This is a genomic window from Haliscomenobacter sp., assembly GCF_033763495.1.
Lineage (GTDB): Bacteria > Bacteroidota > Bacteroidia > Chitinophagales > Saprospiraceae > Haliscomenobacter.
The window spans coordinates 11,029-29,783 of record NZ_JANRKL010000252.1 but is presented as its reverse complement, the minus strand read 5'-3'; the positions used below and the strand labels follow the sequence as shown (position 1 = coordinate 29,783).

Sequence of the window (18,755 nt, the reverse complement as noted above, 5' to 3'; positions counted from 1 at the left end):
AGTAACTGTCACATTGTAGCAACCACAATTTTGAGCAGTTAAATTGGTACCGAAAACCAAGCTAGCCAAAACCACCAAGCACGCGCTTGCTGTTTTGGTCATCCAGCTAGTAAAGGTCGTTTGTTTCATAAGAAAATGATTGATTAGAAACAATTAAGTCTTAGTAAAAAGGTTGAACATTTAGTCAACATTAGGTCGACGACAAATTTACAAACATTACTTCAAATTCTGGTCATCTTTTTGGCGTCTAAATTTTAATGGGCCATAAATTTGACTTAAAAGTGAACATTTAAAAAAAAAGTGCCAGTAATAAAGGGCATTACTGGCACAACAAATATTATTGACTCCTTCTATTTTTGCTATGGGTTAAGAGGGGTTTTCAAGCACAAAGATGGGAGAAAATGACCAAAACAAGGTTTGCTGACGTTGCAATTGGGTTTGCTGACGTGTCAAATTGAGCAAGTTTAGCTTGCTTTCAAGAAAATTCGGCTTTAAATATCGCTAGGTGACATCCCAAAATACTCTTTAAAGGCTGTGGAAAAGTATTTGACATTACGGAAACCTACCCTTTGAGCGATGTCCGAAATTTTCCCTCCCTCAGTTTTAAGCAATTGCCAGGCATATTCTAATCTGGATTTGCGGATGAGTTCAGTACTGGATAAACCTGTCAATGCAATAACTTTGCGATGCAATTGGGAGCGACTGATGAACATTAGGCGAGCCAGGTCTTCCACGTTCAGGTTTTCGTTTTCCATTTCCTGACTGATGATTTGCTCCAGTCGTTGTAAAAATTCCTGATCCAAAGGATTGAAGTTGGTTAGTGGTTGAGGGGTTTTGTTCTGTTGAACCACTCCTAGCCCATTCAAAGCCTGTTTAAATCCAAGTTGCAACTTGCGCCGGTTTTCCAATAGTGTTTCGATCCATGCTTTTAACTCCTGGGTATTAAACGGTTTGGGCAGATAGGCCTCGGCTCCATGTCTCAGTCCTTCGATCCGGTTTTCGAGGCTGGATTTTGCGGTAAGCAATACCAATGGAATGTGACTGGTCTTCTGTTCCCCTTTTAATAGGCGTAAAAATCCCAGCCCATCTACTTCTGGCATCAACAAATCCGAAATGATTACATCTGGAATGTGTTCACAGGCCATTTCAAAAGCAATTTTCCCGTTGATGGCACTGATTACTTCATAATCTTCAAGCAAGGTTTGCACCAGAAATTCGCGAAACTCATCATTGTCTTCTACTACAAGTACTAATGTGCGTTCGGGTAATGAGGACTCATATTGAGTAATTTTTTTAGTGAGGGCATCTGTACGATGTAAAGGCATCATTTGGTTCGTCGAAGTAAAGACATGTAAAGGTAAACGCAATCGGAATAAAGCTCCTGCCCCTAAGGTACTTTCCACCTCAATCTGTCCTCCCATTATTTCGGTCAGTTCCTTACACAAGGACAAACCTACTCCAGTACTAACCTGTTCATCAAAGCCAGTTCGGTCCAAGGTGTAAAAGCGTTCAAAAATGTGCAGTTGGTGCTCAGGGGAAATACCCGGGCCTGTATCGCTGACTTCTACGAACAGCGTTTTTTGGCCTGCTTGTACGGGCTCGGCATACCATTGCAGCTGAATTCTACCTCCTTCAGGAGTATACTTCAAGGCATTAGCCAGGAGGTTACTGATGATTTTTTCAAGTTTGTCGAAGTCAAAAAAGCTCTGCCCTACCTTGATTTCACTTGGATTTAGAACCAGATCAATGTGTTTGCGCAGTGCAGCTTCTTTAAAATCGCTTGCAATATTGATGATGGCGTGATCAAGGGAGCCCCAGGAATTTTCGAGTTTCATTGCCCCCCCCTCTAACTTGGCTAAATCAAGCAGCTGATTGACCAGATGCAACAATTTACTACCACTACGTTCAGCAATTTGTACCTTGCTGAGCCAGTTTTCCGCCGCAGGTTGATTTACAATTTGGCGCAGTGGTTCAATCACCAAGGTAATAGGCGTGCGTAATTCATGGGTAATATTGGTAAAAAAATTGCTTTTCAATTGCTCCAGCTCTTGAATGCGCTCCAATTCACGTTTTTCAAATTCACGCTGGCTTCTATTTTTTGCTCGGCGAATCCGCCACTTAATGTATCGATAGCTTCCCCAAACAATGCCTAACACATAAAGCAAAAAAGCCAAAGGGCTGCGCCACCAAGGGGGCAACACCCGAATTTGAAGGGTTCGGCTAGGTTGGCTGGGCCATACGCCATGTGTTCCTCCTGAGGACACTTCAAAGGTATAGTGCCCGGGAGCAAGATTGCTGTAATTCACGCTATGCGAGGTGGTAGACTCTATCCATACTTTATCAGCCCCCTTTAAGCGGTATCTAAACTGGTTTTTGTGCGCCTCTGCAAAATCCATTGCTACAAAATCGAGGGTGAGGTGGTTTTGATAATAGCGCAGCGTGATGACACTGGTATTTTCGATGTTTTGTTGTAAGATCCCTTCACCTGGCAAGGTAATTTTGTTGTTGATTTTTAAAGCAGTAATAAACACCTTGGGGGGCTCAGCATTTGGCGAAATTTTTTCCGGATAAAAAGCAGTAATGCCATTCACCCCTCCAAAAAACAAACGACTATCGTGGCCTTTGGCATAGCTGATGGTATTGAACTCATTGTCTTGTAAACCATCGGCAGCAGAGTAGTTTTCAAAATGCTTGTTTTGTGGGGTAAATTTGGATAAGCCTGAATTGGTGCTCAACCACAAACTGCCATGCTCATCGGGAAGAATACCGTAAATCACATCATCAGGTAATCCATCATTGGTGTTGTAATGGCGGCATTCTCCCGTTTTTTTGTCCAAGGCATTGAGTCCTCCTCCCCGGGTGCCCACCCACAACCGCGTCTCAGGATTACGTGGATCGTCACAAACAGAAAGTACGACATCATTGCTCAGACTATTGGGTATGGCAGGGTTACAGCGGTATACACTAAAGGCCATTTGACCTTTTTTGTCCAAAATTCCACGGACTAGTCCGTGGGGAGTACCCACCCAAAGCTGGCCATTGTGATCTTCCTGAATGGCATAACTGGCTTCCTTGAAGCCGGTTATGTCTGAAAAACTGAAAGTGCTAAATTTTTGAATGCGCACATCAAAACGTGCCAATGTACTTTCCCTCCCACAAATCCAGATGTTACCCTTTCGATCCTCTATAATTTGGCTAAAAATACCCAGGGCAACGGGAGAAGGATAACGTTGCACAAATCCAGTTTTAGGATTTTTTTGAATCAAGAAACCCGTTCCAGACGGCCCAGCTCTCGACTCTCCCAAGAACCAATATGTACTATCCCTAGCTTGAAATAAATCGTGGTTGTAAAATTCATTAGCCGGTAAAAAAGGCTCTACAGAAGTTTTTGATTTTTCATCGATCCGGCTGATGATGGCGCTGCTCTCCCAGGCCCAAACCTGACCAAATTGATCGGCATATATGGTACGGGTACTGATTCCCGGAATCAAGTGCTTAAAAAACTGGTTAACAAGGTTATACTTCCGAACCCCATATCCATTGGTGCCAATCCAGATCAAACCATTCCGGTCACAAACAATATCGGTGGAGCCAATCACTCCTGTGGGAGGAAAAGAGGTAAAAATTTTAGGCTCCACTTTGCGGTTTTGTGACAAATCAGACTTCGAAAAAAAATAAACGGATTTGCGCCGACCCACATATAAGTTGCCCTCCTGGTCAAAAGCAAGGTAGGTCTGGTAGGGAGCTTCAGCAGAGGGAAAAGTAAACAGGTCCTGTTGTTTGCTCTTAAATCGAATAACTCGGGTGTTTTGTCCCAGCCAGACATTGCCTTGTGGATCCTGGGCAAAAACATTGGTTTGCCAGGGGGAATTGGGGTCAGGCTCGTAGGTAGGAAGTATTTCCTTCGTGCCCTTGCTGAGGTCAAACCGATACGCTTGATGAAGCGTTCCAACCCATAAGATACCATCCTTGGTGCACAATAAAGATTGGTAGACGTTGCCAAACGGAACCTTACCAGGAGATTGTTCCCAATTGTAAATTGTCACTTTTGCCAATCCGCTCAGATCAGCAGATTGTTTAGGCAATTCTTTTAACTGAACTTTATTCAAACCATTGCGGGTGCCTACCCAAATCGCCCCATCAGGTGCCTCTGCTAAAGCAACGACATTGCTATTGGACAGGCCATTGTCACCAGCTTTCAGGTGATAAAAACGGCCAATCCGTGGGTCGTATACATCAACGCCATTGTTTTCAGTCCCTAGCCATAAGCGCCCCTGATGATCTTCAAGTATAGCCTGAATTGTATTGTCCGAAATGGAAAAAGGGTTAAAGGGGTCGGGTTTAAAGGCTTTGAAGCCATAACCATCGAAGCGATTGAGTCCACCGCGCGTTCCATACCATAAAAAACCTTGTTTGTCCTGCAGGATATCGTAAATCATGCCCTGGGATAAACCATGGGCACTGTTCAAAACTTCAAGTTGAACACTTTGGGTATGGCTAGTGGGTAAAAAGAGCCCACAACAAATTAATAGACAGCCAATTGTTTTTATTAAGGTTTTAAGAACTGCCACCATAGGTCACAAAAATAATTTTTTTTCGCATTCTATATGGAGGAAGAAAGAGGGCTCCCCATTTTCATGGAGAGCCCTCGTGCATATGTGCTAATAACAAATTTCTCAGAAAAAATCTATCGGTTCATCAGGACCAATTTCTTGGTCGCGGTAAAGTCGCTCGTTTCCAAGGTGTAGTACATCACCCCACTGGCCCGCAGTTGCTCCTGTTTGAGGATCACCTGGTTGTTGCCTTTGGCGTAATTGCCCTCTACTTTGTAAATCAAGGCACCTTTTACGTCTCTAACCGTCAGTACGGCGCGGGTAGCGCTGGGTAGGTAAAAGCCGATCGAGGTGGCGTCAGCAAAGGGGTTCGGCGTGTTTTGGTACAGGGCAGCCTGGTCGTGGCTGCTGCTGTTGCCAAAGCTCAACTGCACACCCATTACTTCGTTGTGCTGGTTGTAGGCTTCGACGTTCGTCCGGCGGCTGTTGATGCTCAATACTTCGCTCAAGTTGCTGGCTGTGTTGGCTTTTAGCTTGAGGGTGAAGAGGATCGCATCATCTGCCAAGGCGGCAACGCGATGGAACGAAGTGGTAATGATGCCTTCATTTTGGAACAAGCCAAAGTTTTCAGCTTTCATCACTCCGTAATCCAGGCCGATGATTTCAGCGGCAGCCCCTACTTGCAACGTAAACTGGAAACCTTGCAACTGAGCCAGGTCTTTCGCCCGGAAAGGCACCTCGTACGTTTGACCAGTTTTCAGTGTTTGTTCGGACGTATTCAGGATCATGTCCTTGGCTCCACGAATTTCACTGGCTACTGCACCACTTGCACTGGCATTGCCATTCACGTCACCCATTTTGATGGCGATGAAGTCGGCTTTTACCTTACCTGCTAGGTCGTTCACATTCACCACTTCTGGGAAGGAATCGGCCCAAGGATTAGTGCCAGTCGAGAAACGGTAGTTGGCATCAACGAACTTCCAGCTCGGTACACTTGTAAATTTGGTGTCAATGCCCAGGATCAGTTTCCGGATCTGGATCATGTCCAGGGTGGAAATCGACTTGGAATTGTTCACGTCTCCAGCTATCAGGCGATATGGATTGGTAATCAACTGAGTACCCAAAATGTGCTTTTGCAGTACTACCAGGTCGAAGGTCGAAACCCCATTCAGGTGATCCTTGTCCAATTGAGCAGTTACGGTGAAGTCGCTGCCTTTGCTCAGGTTGCTGAAAGTAAAGCTGCCAGTGTTGCTGGTGTTGTAAGCCATTTGAGCTCCACCACTCAGATCAACACCAACACCAAGTACTGGTTCCAGGTCGTCGGTGGTGATCAAACCACTGATTTCGCCGGCATTGACATTACCTGGTTCACACAAACCGCGGTTGTCCTGTACTTCTACAAAAGTTACGCAGAAGTCGTGGTTACCCGCTTCATCCCAGGCATGTAATTCGACCAGAATTAATTTGCCTGCATCGCTACAGTTCAGGTTCAGGCCAGTTTGGTCTGGGCGAGGTGTTTCGCCAACACGGTTGATGGAGTACTTGGTAATGACCTTCAGGCCGTCCTTCGTTTCTGGGCCTTGTCCGTTGCAGTCGTAAATCGGTGAAGCAACGAAATCTTTAGCCCATACTGCCATCATACCACCGCCGGTGCCATCAGGCATCAATTCAGTGCTCAAGCCATTGATACAGATCGGTGCCGGTGCCTTGCAGTCTTGAACAACGAATGGGATTCGGGTAGCTACACTCAGGTTACCACATTCATCGCGACCTACAACGATCAGATCGTGTAGCCCTTCGGGGACATTGCTTACTGTGATTTCAAACTGGCCATTGCCCAGGTCTTTCACACTCCAGCGTGGTGTAGCATACATGATCATCTTGCCTGCATCCAGGGTTTGGAAGGGCGCAATCATCAACATTTCGCGCTCCAATTCGACTAGATTGGTACAGTTGTCCTTGATCGTCACTACTTTGGTTACACTAGCTACACAAGCCGTTGGGCTAGTACAGAAAGTATCACGGATACCCGTTACAACAGGCCGCTCACTATCATACACCTTGATGATCTGGGTGTACATGAAACTGTGGTAGTATTCTTTTGGAATATTGTCGCCCTCGCAGTAAGGTGCACGGTTGTTCGGGCCAGGAAGCAGCGTCGAACTGTAACCTGTTCCATCACTATCTCCGTTGCGATCCAGATCGGCTATCAAATGGTAGTCACCACTCTTCTTGTCTGAGCTCAACTTTTCGTTGGGAACCAGATTCTTCGACAGGTAGAATTCCTCGTCTCCATCCCGGTCATTGTCACGCACCAAAACATAAAGTGGGTCTTTGCCATAGTTGCCTTCAAACAAGCTGCGGTCCACCACATATACACTGCCCTCTGCCATTGGGTCACCACAAACGTCGTTGTATGCACACCAGTCGATCACGGTATAAGTACGGAAAATCTTGTAGCACTCATCATCAGATGCATCGTAACGCTTGTCACTTACGTTTACAGCCAAGATATCGCAGCCTAATTCGTCAATGATAACGGTATCGATGATTGGCGTTTTGCAATCCGTAGAGATATCCTTAGGGAAACAAATGTTGTATTCTCGTACAGGCAGAACCCGGATGATTTGTTTACAAGTCACACTTACTGGTCCTTTACCCGTTTCTTTGGTGATGGTCCAGATGCGTTCAATCGTTCCGGCGCCACACTTCAGGTTTTTCACTACAGTATAGGTTGTATCTACCGACAGGCAGAGGTTCCCACTGGAGATGATCACATCGCCAAATACTTTAGCAGAAGCGGTTTTGGAGTCGATGAAAGCCAGGTTCTTGTCGTCGCAGTGTACAGTTACTTCCCATGGAGCGATACACACTGGTGGTGTTTTATCCTCGATGGTGATGTTGTTCCAGCAGAAGCTGCGGTTGCCCATCCAGTCTTGTCCCCAAAGCTCAACCATTACATTGGCTGGGTCACAACAGAAGAAGGGTACAGAATCCAACATTGGCGACATGAGTGCACCAGCAGTAGAGATGCGGAAGTATTCCAACTCATCAGCTACTTTGTTGCGGTTTTCGTCGATGTAATCCTGTGGCTTCGTGGAGTTCGGATCGTAGGCATCAATTTTTCCGTTGCCGTTAGCGTCCACAAAGCGTGGCATCCGCATGAACGATGCTTCACAATCGCCCACTGGGCGGCGCACTTTCATCCATACAATTGGTCCGCAATTATCGGAGCTGCCCTCATTTACGTCTGCGGCTGCTACTTTGGCGTTGCCCAGGTTGTCACGAGTGATGACCAGCTTGTCGTCACAAACCATTACCGGAGCGATCCGATCTACGATGCGGATAGGAACCAAAATGGTCGTTGAGCCGTAACATACATTGGCAACCGTTACCTCGATGAAATAAGCGCGGGCGCTGTCTTTCAACATCGGCAAACCAGTAATCGAGTAACCTTTATCACTGTCACCAGTAACTTTCACGCCCAGTGGCGTTTTCATTTCGTATTCTCCAGTTGGCAGTCTGTCCAAATCGTAGACTGGCTTGCGCTCAAGTACTACGATGCTAAAGTTCCACTTGCTTGCTTCTTCTACAATGAAGTCAGCTTTGCTGAACAAGAAGCTTGCTTCGCAGTTCATTGGACCAACCGAGTATTCCAAAACGTCGCCTGCATCGTAGTTTTTCGCCAGATTATCGGTATCGGGGTCTGCATTTGGCGCATTGGAGTAGCCTGTTCCGATGTATTTATCGTGATCCAGGTCTTTGACTTTCACCACTGGTGCAGAGGCATCACCCACTACGATGATTTGATCCCAGGTGTAGATGTGGTTATTCCAGCTAGCATCAGCGTAGCAGTCACCATCAGCGATCAGGTAGTCTGGGTAATCATCACCAGTTCCATAGCACCAGTCGATGATCGACCAGCGGCGGATGATCTTACGACCACACTCTCCGATGTTGAACACACTTTGATCGGTATAATTCATTGCGAATCCGCAGTAATCTTTACCGGTCAGGTAGATGCGTTTGCCAGCACCATTGAAGTAGTAGGGTACAGACTCCAGGAGTTTGTACTTGTTCACCATATCGATTGGCTTCAACTCGTTGTCACCAGTCGCAAGGTTTGCAGGCAATTCGATCTTACAATCCGGCAGTACGATCGTTGGGCGCTTGAAGTAGATGTACTGCGTACAGTGGCCTACATTGCCAAACTCATCTCGGAAGTAGAAGGTTCTGGCAATTTGAGCATAAACGTAGTCGTGATCGGCTTGTTCATTGCAATCAGCAAAGATGGACAATACGTCGCTCACTTTGTCCAGTACAGGGTTACCACAATTGTCAGTAGCCGTAGCCAGACCAGTGAAGTAAGCATAGTTCACATCTGTCCAGGACTTCTTCACATTGAATACGCTATCCACATCGGTACATACAAAGGTGTAAGTGCCGCTTGGGTATTTTTTGCTGGTATTCGGTGGACAAGTCACTACAGGTGCACTCTTGTCTTCGAAGTTCAAGCGACCCCACAGTGGATTACAGTGGTTGGCCACACTCTTCACTTCGTAAACCAGTTCGCGACCAAGATATTCGGTGGCATTGAATGGTGTCCGCCATGCAGAAGACCAAAGTGTACGCTCTGTCTTCTTGTCGATGATGATCACGCGGTAGTAGCTGCCTTCTGGGTACTTGTCAAATCCGCAGGCATCCACGTGGTTAGGCACTAGCATATCGGCAGTCACCAGGGCTTGACAGTTTTCATCCAAACGGATGTTCACGTCTCTTACCCCGCTGTTCCACTGGGTTTTCAGCCAGCACTCGTCGTTTTGGATGGTCTTGTCGTTTTCATCGAGGTACTTGTCGCGTCCAGTTACGTTTGGTGCAGAGAATGGTTCGAGGTAAGTTCCATTGAAGCCACGGTCAGCAACCATTCCTTCGAAAGCGATACCATCGCCACCATCAGGATAGTTCACACCAACCATATTCATTGGATCGTCAATCTCATCACTCAAGTCGCTTACTACAATGGATTTGCCAAAACGAGGGCTCTTCACAAAGTAGTCGGTCAATGGCCGCTTGGCACCTGTTTGTTTGTTAAACCCAACTGCACGAGCCGTTACACTGGCTTGAGAAGACCAAGGATAATTGTTGGTCCTGGTTGGGTCGATTTCAAACTCGATGCGTATACAGATGATCGAATCACCAGGCATGTAGAAGCTGCTGTTTTCCTGCGTTGGCTTCAACAAGTTGGTGATGCTATTACCATTGTAAGCGGAATTCACCTTCAGGGCAGCAATTGCCGCCGTCATGGCTTTTTTCACTTTCACTCCGGCAGGTGAAGTCACGTAGGAGCTATCAATGATGCTTACCTTTGGTGTTGTCGGGGTATAGAGCGCATCACCGTAGGCATTTTGCAGGTTCAAGAAGGCTTGCAAACTATCGAGTGGTACTTCTTGTGGGTTCTTCATACACAAGTGCATGATCACGTTGAAGTTGCCGCAGATCTGGCTCGTTGGGTAGTTCACCCCTACGATGTCCAGGTTGGCTTCGATGTTTGGTTCGTCTACCCAGCCGAAGTCGATGGTTTGGTTGTACAAACTATCTGGGAATGGATGGCCAGTTGGGTGCATGGCGTTCATGGCCGTTGCATCAGCGGCATCGCTATTTCCTGCTTCGTTTTTCGGTTGTGGATCAACACAAACCTCTGGCTCACGACCATTGCCGTCGTTGACACGGATCAGAGCACCAGGCATGCCGTCGCTGTCGTTTTGGTCATTTACCCCTGGGTTGTCCTTCAAGGTCAAGACGCGGTGACGTGGCCAGGCATTAACAAAGCTGGCGCTGTCTGCTTGCAAGTACTTGAGCGGAATCAGGTAGTAATTGCCAGGGATCAAACCTTGGAAAGAATAGCGGCCTTGCTCATTCGTTCTTACGATTTGTCCGGGAGTATCATTGCTAGCAGGTGGCATCACAGGGTTGAGGTGTGGTGCAATCGATAGGTTGTACAACACATCGGTCACATCTCCGGCAGAACCCATGGTGCTTTGGTACCCAACGGTATCAAATTTACCAGAAAGTTCGTCTACACCACCCCATACCAGTACCAACTGGAGGGTATCTACATAATCGTTTTCATTTTGGTCACCTGTCACATCGTGGTCGAACCAGGACAGGTTGCCCACTTTGGCTACCGGTACTGCATAATCCTCTACTTCGCCTCGTGGATAAGCTTTATTGGTAACCACATAAGGAGAGGTAGTCGTATGGAATGCATTGTTGTCAGGTCCCAGATCCGTTTCCCAACTCAGGCGGTGGCGCATAAAGGCCGTGCCATCGCGGTAGTTCGTACTGTAAGCAGGTGCATCCATTTGTTTAGGCACCCGGAAGGCCAGCACCCGCATTTGGTCCACTCCACCGGGCAGGGTTGGGTTATCGGTTGCGGTGATGAAGTTCACCAGAGTACTCATACTGGCACCCATAGCGGTGAATATCAGTCTATCTTCGGTGTCATTAAGATCGCCATCGCCATTGAAGTCGATGAAGGAGCGCAAGTACGCATCTTTATCGACATAACCTTTAGCCGTTGGGTCGCCTGCATTGGCAGCCGTATCCTGAGAAGTATAGGTTACTTTGATGTAAGCCATTTCTCCAGGAATCATTGGGCTCAAGAGGCGTACACCGGATTCATCATCGGTGGTGAGGCCTTTTTTGAACTTGCCTTGACCATCGTCATCGCCACCGTTTTTGCTACCTGCGTCTGCATCTGGCTGGCCATTCAGCTCGCCGTCGACACCTTCACCCAGGTACAATTTGGGTTGGATGGCATGGCGTGGGCCAAACTTGTTGGCGAACAGTGCGGAAACAGAGTCGCGCAAGGTCAGGTAGTTGGTTCCCGCCACGGGTAAGTCACCGTAATCGAAGCCAACGTAACCGAAGTCACGGGTTTCATCGTATTGGCCATCAGGGAAATCGTTGACGGTCGTCTGATCATTGATGCCGTTGGGGTGTGCCTCAGTGGTACACATACCCATTGGATCCATGATCGAGAAGGTATCGCGGGTAATGCGGTCATCGATCAACAAGTCGTCACCATTGCTATTGACTTGACTGCTAGGTGTACAGGAATCATCAGATGGATCAGGATTATTGAACGTAGCCGTCATCCCTTCTGGGTCAGATACGGTGAGGCGGTAAGTTGGTTTGGTTACCCCGGATGGATCAAGGCCACCAATCAAGCCGCAGAAATAGTACCGACCATTTACGTCTGTGGTATCATGGTAGGTATATTCCAGGTCAGCGGCCTTATCTGTGCTGCCAAATACACCATCCAGACCAGCGTATTCCAGCTTGATGGGCACTTTGGGAATCACGGGTTCGTTGATGTCCTGAATCCCGTCGTAGTCGCGGTCTTCCCATACCAGGTTGCCCACTTTGGAGAGTGGCATGTAGTAGTCTTCTACTTCCCCACAAGGGATGCGGCCTTCGGTGTAGTTCAGCTCAGGAGCCAAAATACCGTCTGGTCCCAGACGTGGGTTTTCACTCAGGCGGAAGCGTGCAAACATGTCGCCTTCAAAGTATTTCGCATCAGCAGGTACTTTGAAACACACGATTACTTTGCCGTTGCCTTGAGTCATGTATACTTTTTCCAGTTCCAACGCGCCGGTATTGGGCTCGGTTGGAGCAGCAGCGCCGTTTAGTTTGGTCCAGGCGAGTTTTTCACCTGCGTCCAAAGTACCGTTGCCATTGTAATCAATCCAGGCATTCAAGTAGCCATCGGGGCCATTGAAGTTGTCTGGCAAAGCATACTTGATTTCGATACAAGCCTCGTAGCCAGGAATCAGCGGAGTCATGAAGCGGATGCCGTCGCCGTCATCGGTGCCCATACCTTGCTTCCAGCTGTTGGGGTCGTTATCGGTTGCGTCATCTCCCTGGTCGTTGCCATAGGCTTTGGAGCCAGCTTCATCATCGGGGTTACCGTCCAGTTCTGCGTCAACACCCATACCCAGGAAGAAATCAGGTTTCACAATGTGTCGGGGGCCGTTTTCGGCGATAGTGGTGTTGTACTTCACCCCGGTGCGATCGGTTTCTTGTGGTAAGTCGCCAAAGTCAAGGGCAACAAAACCAAAGTCGAAACGCTGATCGGTTTGATCATCGGGGAAAGTCCCCACTTTGTTTACGTCGAGGAGGTTAGCCAGGTCTTGGTCACCAATTCCTTCTTCACCTTCCACTTGCTCACAGATTTCTTCCTGATTGTCAATCGTGAAGGTTCCACTGTGGGACAAGGTACGTTGGGTAGTGAGGTTGCGGGCAGTTTCCAGGCCGTCGCTGTCTTTGTCTTCATCTTGTGAATTGGTCACGAGGTTTGGACGGGTTGGCGTCAGGTCTTTTGGTCCCAAAACCACCACATCGTAAGTGCCTTCGATCAAACCACAGAAGTAGTAGAAGCCAGGCTTAGTACTTGCATCTGTATAAGTATAATTGCTAGTGACATCGTAGTAGATACGGTCGTCGCCTACTGCAGTCAGCGGGAAGCTGGCGTTGGTCAGTGGCGTTTCAATGGTTCCGTTTGCTCCAGCATAGATCAATGCCACAGTCACTCCATTGATACCGAGATCTTCTTCCAGGTCATCCTGCTGGCCATTCCAGTTGCGGTCTTCCCATACGAGGTTGCCCACTTTGGCCAGTTTCACCATGTAGTCTTCTACTTCCCCTTGCGGAACAGTGGTTCCTTCGACAAACTTGGAAGGGCCATCTGGCGTCGGGTTACCCAGTTGGTCAAATACCCCAGTTGGGCTCAAACGAACCCGCACAAAAGCGGTGCCATCGTTGAATACCGCATCAGCGGGTACGGTGAAGCAAAGATTTACTACTTGATTGGTACCATCCAACAAGTCGCCTCCATTATTATCAAAGTTTACATACTCTCCAAGTTCGAATTGGCCATTGCCGTTGAAATCGATCCAGGCTTGCAATTTTGCGCCACCTGCTGGTGCCGTATAGGTCACTTCGATACAGGCTTGGAAACCAGGTATCAATGGAGTAATGAAACGAATGCCGTCTTCATCGTCGGTGCAAGCTTCACCTACACCAAACTTGCTGGGGCGGCCGTCGTCACCTACACCCTGATCGCCGTCTTTGCCGTCAAATACACCAGCGTCGTCGTCGGGCGTACCGTCGCGTTCAGCATCGGCGCATTTGCCCAGGATCAAGGTTGGGGTCAGTACGTGTACCGGGCCAGTTTCGGCCATAGTGGTATTGAAGTTTTCACCTTGGGGTCCTTCAGGTAAATCACCATAGTCCAAGCCTGCAAAACCAAAATCGTGGGTTTGATCGGTTTGGTTATCGGGGAAAGTACCTACCATATTGGGGTCTACCTGCAGTGGATCTTCATCCAGCAGTCCGTCTTCATCCTCAGGCAGATCAGTTACATCAGTAATGACTACGGTTTCCATTACCATCGTAAAGTCCATACCAGTCATGGCACCATCGCTGTCGATGACATCGAGGGTATTGCCTGCAACATTGGCGCGGGTTGGCGTCATGTCATCAGGCGTCTGTACGATGATTTTGTAGGTACCAGGAATCAAACCACAAACGTAGTATTCGCCATTGGCATCGGTAGTGGTCAAGAAGGAGCGGTTGTCGCCAGCATTAGCGATATTGCCATCTTCACCAGCCCATTGTACCGTTACTTCGCGGCCAGGGATGCCCGGCTCACCTGGGTCCTGACGGCCGTTGAAGTTGTTGTCATTCCAAACCAGGTTACCAATTTTGCCCAATGGCAATTTATAATCTTCAATTTCACCAAAAGGAACGGGTGCAGCTTGAGAGTTGGGTGTCAAACCTCCAGCTGAACTGAGGCGGAAACGCACCATCGCATTGCCCTTTTCAAAAGTAGCATTGGCTGGCACCTGGAAGCAGAATTTCTGCGTGCTCATACCACCTGCCGGAATGGAGCCACCACCTGCCAGGAAGTTCACCGCTTCACCAGGGCTAAAAGTGCCACTGCCGTCCCAGTCAACCCACATTTGTAGCACTGCTGCAGTAGCAGTGGTGTTCATGGCAGTAACTTCAATACATGCTTCGTAACCAGGTACCATTGGCGTGAGGAAACGAATGCCGTCTTCGTCGTCGCCGCCGGTGCAGGTACCGAATACGACTGGGCCAACGTTGCCGTCGTCACCACTACCCATTGAACCTGCCATTGAGTTGGGTTGGCCATTCAGGTCTACATCTACACAAGTACCCAATTTCAAATTGTTGGTAGCAATGTGTTTAGGCCCATTGGGGTCTGTAGTTCCGTAGGTATTGGGCAAATCGCCGTAGTCAAAACCTACCACCTGTATGACGTAATCTTCCACTTCCCCAGTCTGAGCCAGGCCATAAGGCGACATGGGTTCGTCGGCATCGGCCAAGCGCATGCGCAAACCGATATCTTGCCCCATCACTGAGGTAAGTGGCACGGGAATCGATACTGGAACTGAAACCGATGTAGGAACAAGACTAGAAGGAATGTTGCCTGAAACGAACATTTCATCTGGACTAAAGTCACCATTTTTATTGAAGTCGACATACACGGTTAGTTTGGCATCCTGGTCAGTCATGTTCATCACCGGTACACTCAACGTAGTTGTTTGGGTGATGATAAATAAGGGTGGGTTATTGGCATCCATCCCGTCTTCGTCGTTGACACCGCCAGCTGGAATGGAGTTGTTGTTGTCTCCACCAGTGGTTTTGCCAGCATCTGGAGAAGGTTGACCGTCCAATTCGTCGTCGACTCGGTTACCAATTTTCAAGGTAATCGTTTTACCTGTAATGTCAGTAGTCAGCTTGTGGCTTGCGCCGTTATCAGCAGCCAAAGTCCGGTGGTCGGCAGGCACGGTTGGCGTAGCCGGATTGCCAGAAGTATTGGCCAGAAGATCATTCAAGTCACCGAAGTCAAAGGCCATCACCGTGGCCACATAGTCTTCTACTTCCCCATCAGGCAGTGGGCCATTAGGCGACATGGTGTTTGCAAAAGTAGCATCGGTACTGATCCGAAAGCGGATACCGATGGGGCGATTCAATACTGCACCTGGAGGAGGGGTAACATTGTTGAGGGTGACCATGGTAACACCATCGCCAACATTAACGAAGTACATTTCATTGGTACCACCAAAATTGCCATCTCCATCCCAGTCGAAGAAACCTACCAACTTAGCGGTAGTACCCGTCATGTTCATCACGGGAATAGTTAGATTTTCTGGTTTATTGCGAATGAACATGGGCAGGGTTACGCCGTCTTCATCATCTGTAGCATCATAATCGCTAGGGCCGTCTGCTTCGGTGTCATCACCAATAGCGGTAGCACTTGGGTTGCCATCACTGTCATAATCCACACTGGCACCCAGTTTCAATACTGACCCCAGACGGTGTGAAGGACCACTATCAGTAGGGGCACCATCGGTTACTTTAGTAAGGTAAGGCGGAGGCAAATCACCATAATCGACTGGGATGAAACCGAAGTCGTAGGTATGGTTGTTTTCGCCATAGTCGGCGGTAGTTACCTCGATTTGCGCAATCCCGGGGTTGGTGATTGTTTCAGCATCGTTGTCGCTGTAATCCGCCAAACCTACACCTGCCGCATCGGTCTTAGTCAGCAACATACGTTGCAAGGGCGTACCATCAGCACCAATGCTATTGTACTGCGTGCTGCTGATACGGACAATGTAAATGGCTTGTGGCAGCAGCCCCCCAGGTACATTGTCGTCATTGAAGGCGTAATTACCCGTAGCGTTGGTGACATCGGTAGCAATGACATTGCCGTTGCGCACCAATTGTACGGTTACGCCGGCAATACCTCTTTCATCGCCATCCTGAACGCCGTCGCCGTCTTTATCGGCCCATACCAGGTTACCGATTTCGAGGTCGGATACGTCGCCACTGAGTTCCACGTCACCGAGGGCATTGGCTTTACTTGCGGTAGCTTCGTTATTTATGCCTCCGTTTAGTGTAAAGCGGTCGTTGGTCACTTCATAGGCTGATCCAGCTACCTGGGCGCCAGTTGAGTTATTGAGACGAATGGTACCGCCCGAACGGATATCAATCGGATCCAACCAAACAGCAATGGCGTCACCTCCTCCAGGAAGTACTGCCAAAGGCCCTTGAACGGACTCGTCATGAAACTTATTGTCATTATAATAATCCGTAGTACCGTCTCGGGTAACAATTGTATACGTACAACCATTATTCGTTTGGGTCACATTTGCGCGGAGCAATTCACCTGCAGTGGAATATTCGTAATCGACGAGGTCACCATTGTAATCATTGTTATTGATCGCATATTGATGCCCTTTGCGATCAAGTAATCCGATCAACATACTACCTGAATCGTCGAATTCAATATCGGCAATGATTGGCTCGGCGATTTCTCTCTCTGTTCCGCTGAAATAACGACTCAAGGGCGAATTACGGCTATACCCCCACGGAATCCAGGGGCGCTCACGGCCATAACTGAAGCTAAAGTCCAAGAGTGGAGTCATTAAGAAACTACCGCCTCCACCTGGATTGAATTCAAAAACATAGCCACGTAGTGCCGCACCATCGCCTCTAGCGGTAATACTACTAACAACATTTCCGTTTTCATCTTGTCCACTCAGTACTACGCCTACATACAACTTACCCCGATAGAACTTCAACCCCCACGGACGATGTTCACCCTGAGCAGTTTGTGTTCCAGGATTTGGAATGTCCCACTCCCGCACTCGGCTAGCCTTATTCGTTGCATCGGGTGCTTGGGGAGAGAGTGGATCAATTAAGTCAATTTCATATATTTTTCTTGTAAAAAGGTTAACGATATACAAATATCGTCCATCATCAGAAATATCAATATCACCGATCGATACTTTACCCACTTGATCTCCCGCCGCATAATCGGTATTAGGCATATGCAACACTTTACTCAGGTTACGTTGTGCTGGTGTACCGACATTTTTTGAAACAGGACTAACATTATTGGTAGGTGGGGCAGGATATGGATCAGTTGGGTCGTGAGTTGGGATACCGATGTCATCTAAACTCAAGAAATCCGTGGTTTTGTCTACCGCAGCAGTGTAAGGATCTACAAGATAAATCCCGCCTGGCCCCAGTGGTCCAAAACCGCTATGGCGACGCATCACTGCTGAAACAAATACCTTTTTAGCTTGTCTGGAAAAAGCGACGCCATATGTTGAACCAATTTCGCTAAATTTTGCTAGTTTAATGGGGTTGGGAGCAGTACCTCCATTCATCATTGGTGTCCCGCTGTCGTTGAATTTGTATGTAATAAGTGCGGGTTCATCCTTTATTTGTGTAGAACTCAGCAGATCGGTTGGATCACCTAGAACATAACAAGGCAAAATCACATCCGGGTTGGGGTTTTCCACCCACTGCCCGGGGTAGTTTACTGCAAAATTGATATTGGCTTGTTGCCCAGTGATGAATTGTACCGCCGAACCGTAGGTTTCCGCTTGTACGCTGGAAAAGTCAACGTTATTGACTAAGTCACAGCGACCAGTAAGTGGGTCAGGAATTGCAAATTCAACCCTAAGTTTTTCGCCTGCATTGGCCGCACGGCCACTTTGCACGGAAACCGCAAAATTAAAAGAGCCATCGGCTGCAGTCAACGCAGTACCGATCAATTGATCAGCAAGTGGTGGCGCAGCATTGGCGTAGAGTCTGACAGTGATGCCCATTACTCCGGGCTCTGCCCCCGTTTGTAGACCATCGCCGTTAAAATCTCGGAAAGCCCTACCCGACTGGGCTTGGGCTGTTTCAGCTAAAAAAAGGAATAAAACGACAAAAGCCGTGCTCAACACCGTCATTAAAGACTTTGTAGAAGCAAGGCTAAACCCTACAGAACGAGGCATACGTTGGTCATGCTCGCTTGTTTCATCAGCGTGGTGCTGATAGGCCATCAAGTGTTGCTGCGTAGTCCTACTGCGTGGGGCGATTCCCAACCAGAGGGGACGGTGCCATAAAGTAGCAATGCCTCCGGGCAAAGCAGTGTTCATGGGCCGTTTTTCCGGCGCATGCCCAGGGGACAAGGGTGAGAAAGCGTGCAACAAAAAATGGAGGCATTGCTGCATCCTTTTTATTGCCCACTTCAAAAGTTTTGTAGATTTTTTCATGAGAAACAATTAATTAAATTATAAGGAACTTAAAAGTTGATGCATACCTGCCCTTAAGGCG

General features: G+C 48.0%; 2 protein-coding genes. Both read right to left on the bottom strand.

What is annotated here, in order from left to right; all coding sequences use genetic code 11:
- Nucleotides 1–491 precede the first annotated feature (491 nt).
- Complete coding sequence (locus SFV55_RS29530) at nt 492–4,469, bottom strand: two-component regulator propeller domain-containing protein (RefSeq protein WP_320033203.1); 3,978 nt, start codon at nt 4,467–4,469, stop codon at nt 492–494.
- A gap of 218 nt (nt 4,470–4,687) precedes the next feature.
- The gene (locus SFV55_RS29525) at nt 4,688–18,694 is read right to left on the bottom strand and encodes an SdrD B-like domain-containing protein (protein WP_320033202.1); all 14,007 of its coding nucleotides are present in this window, start codon (nt 18,692–18,694) and stop codon (nt 4,688–4,690) included.
- Nucleotides 18,695–18,755: the final 61 nt, after the last annotated feature.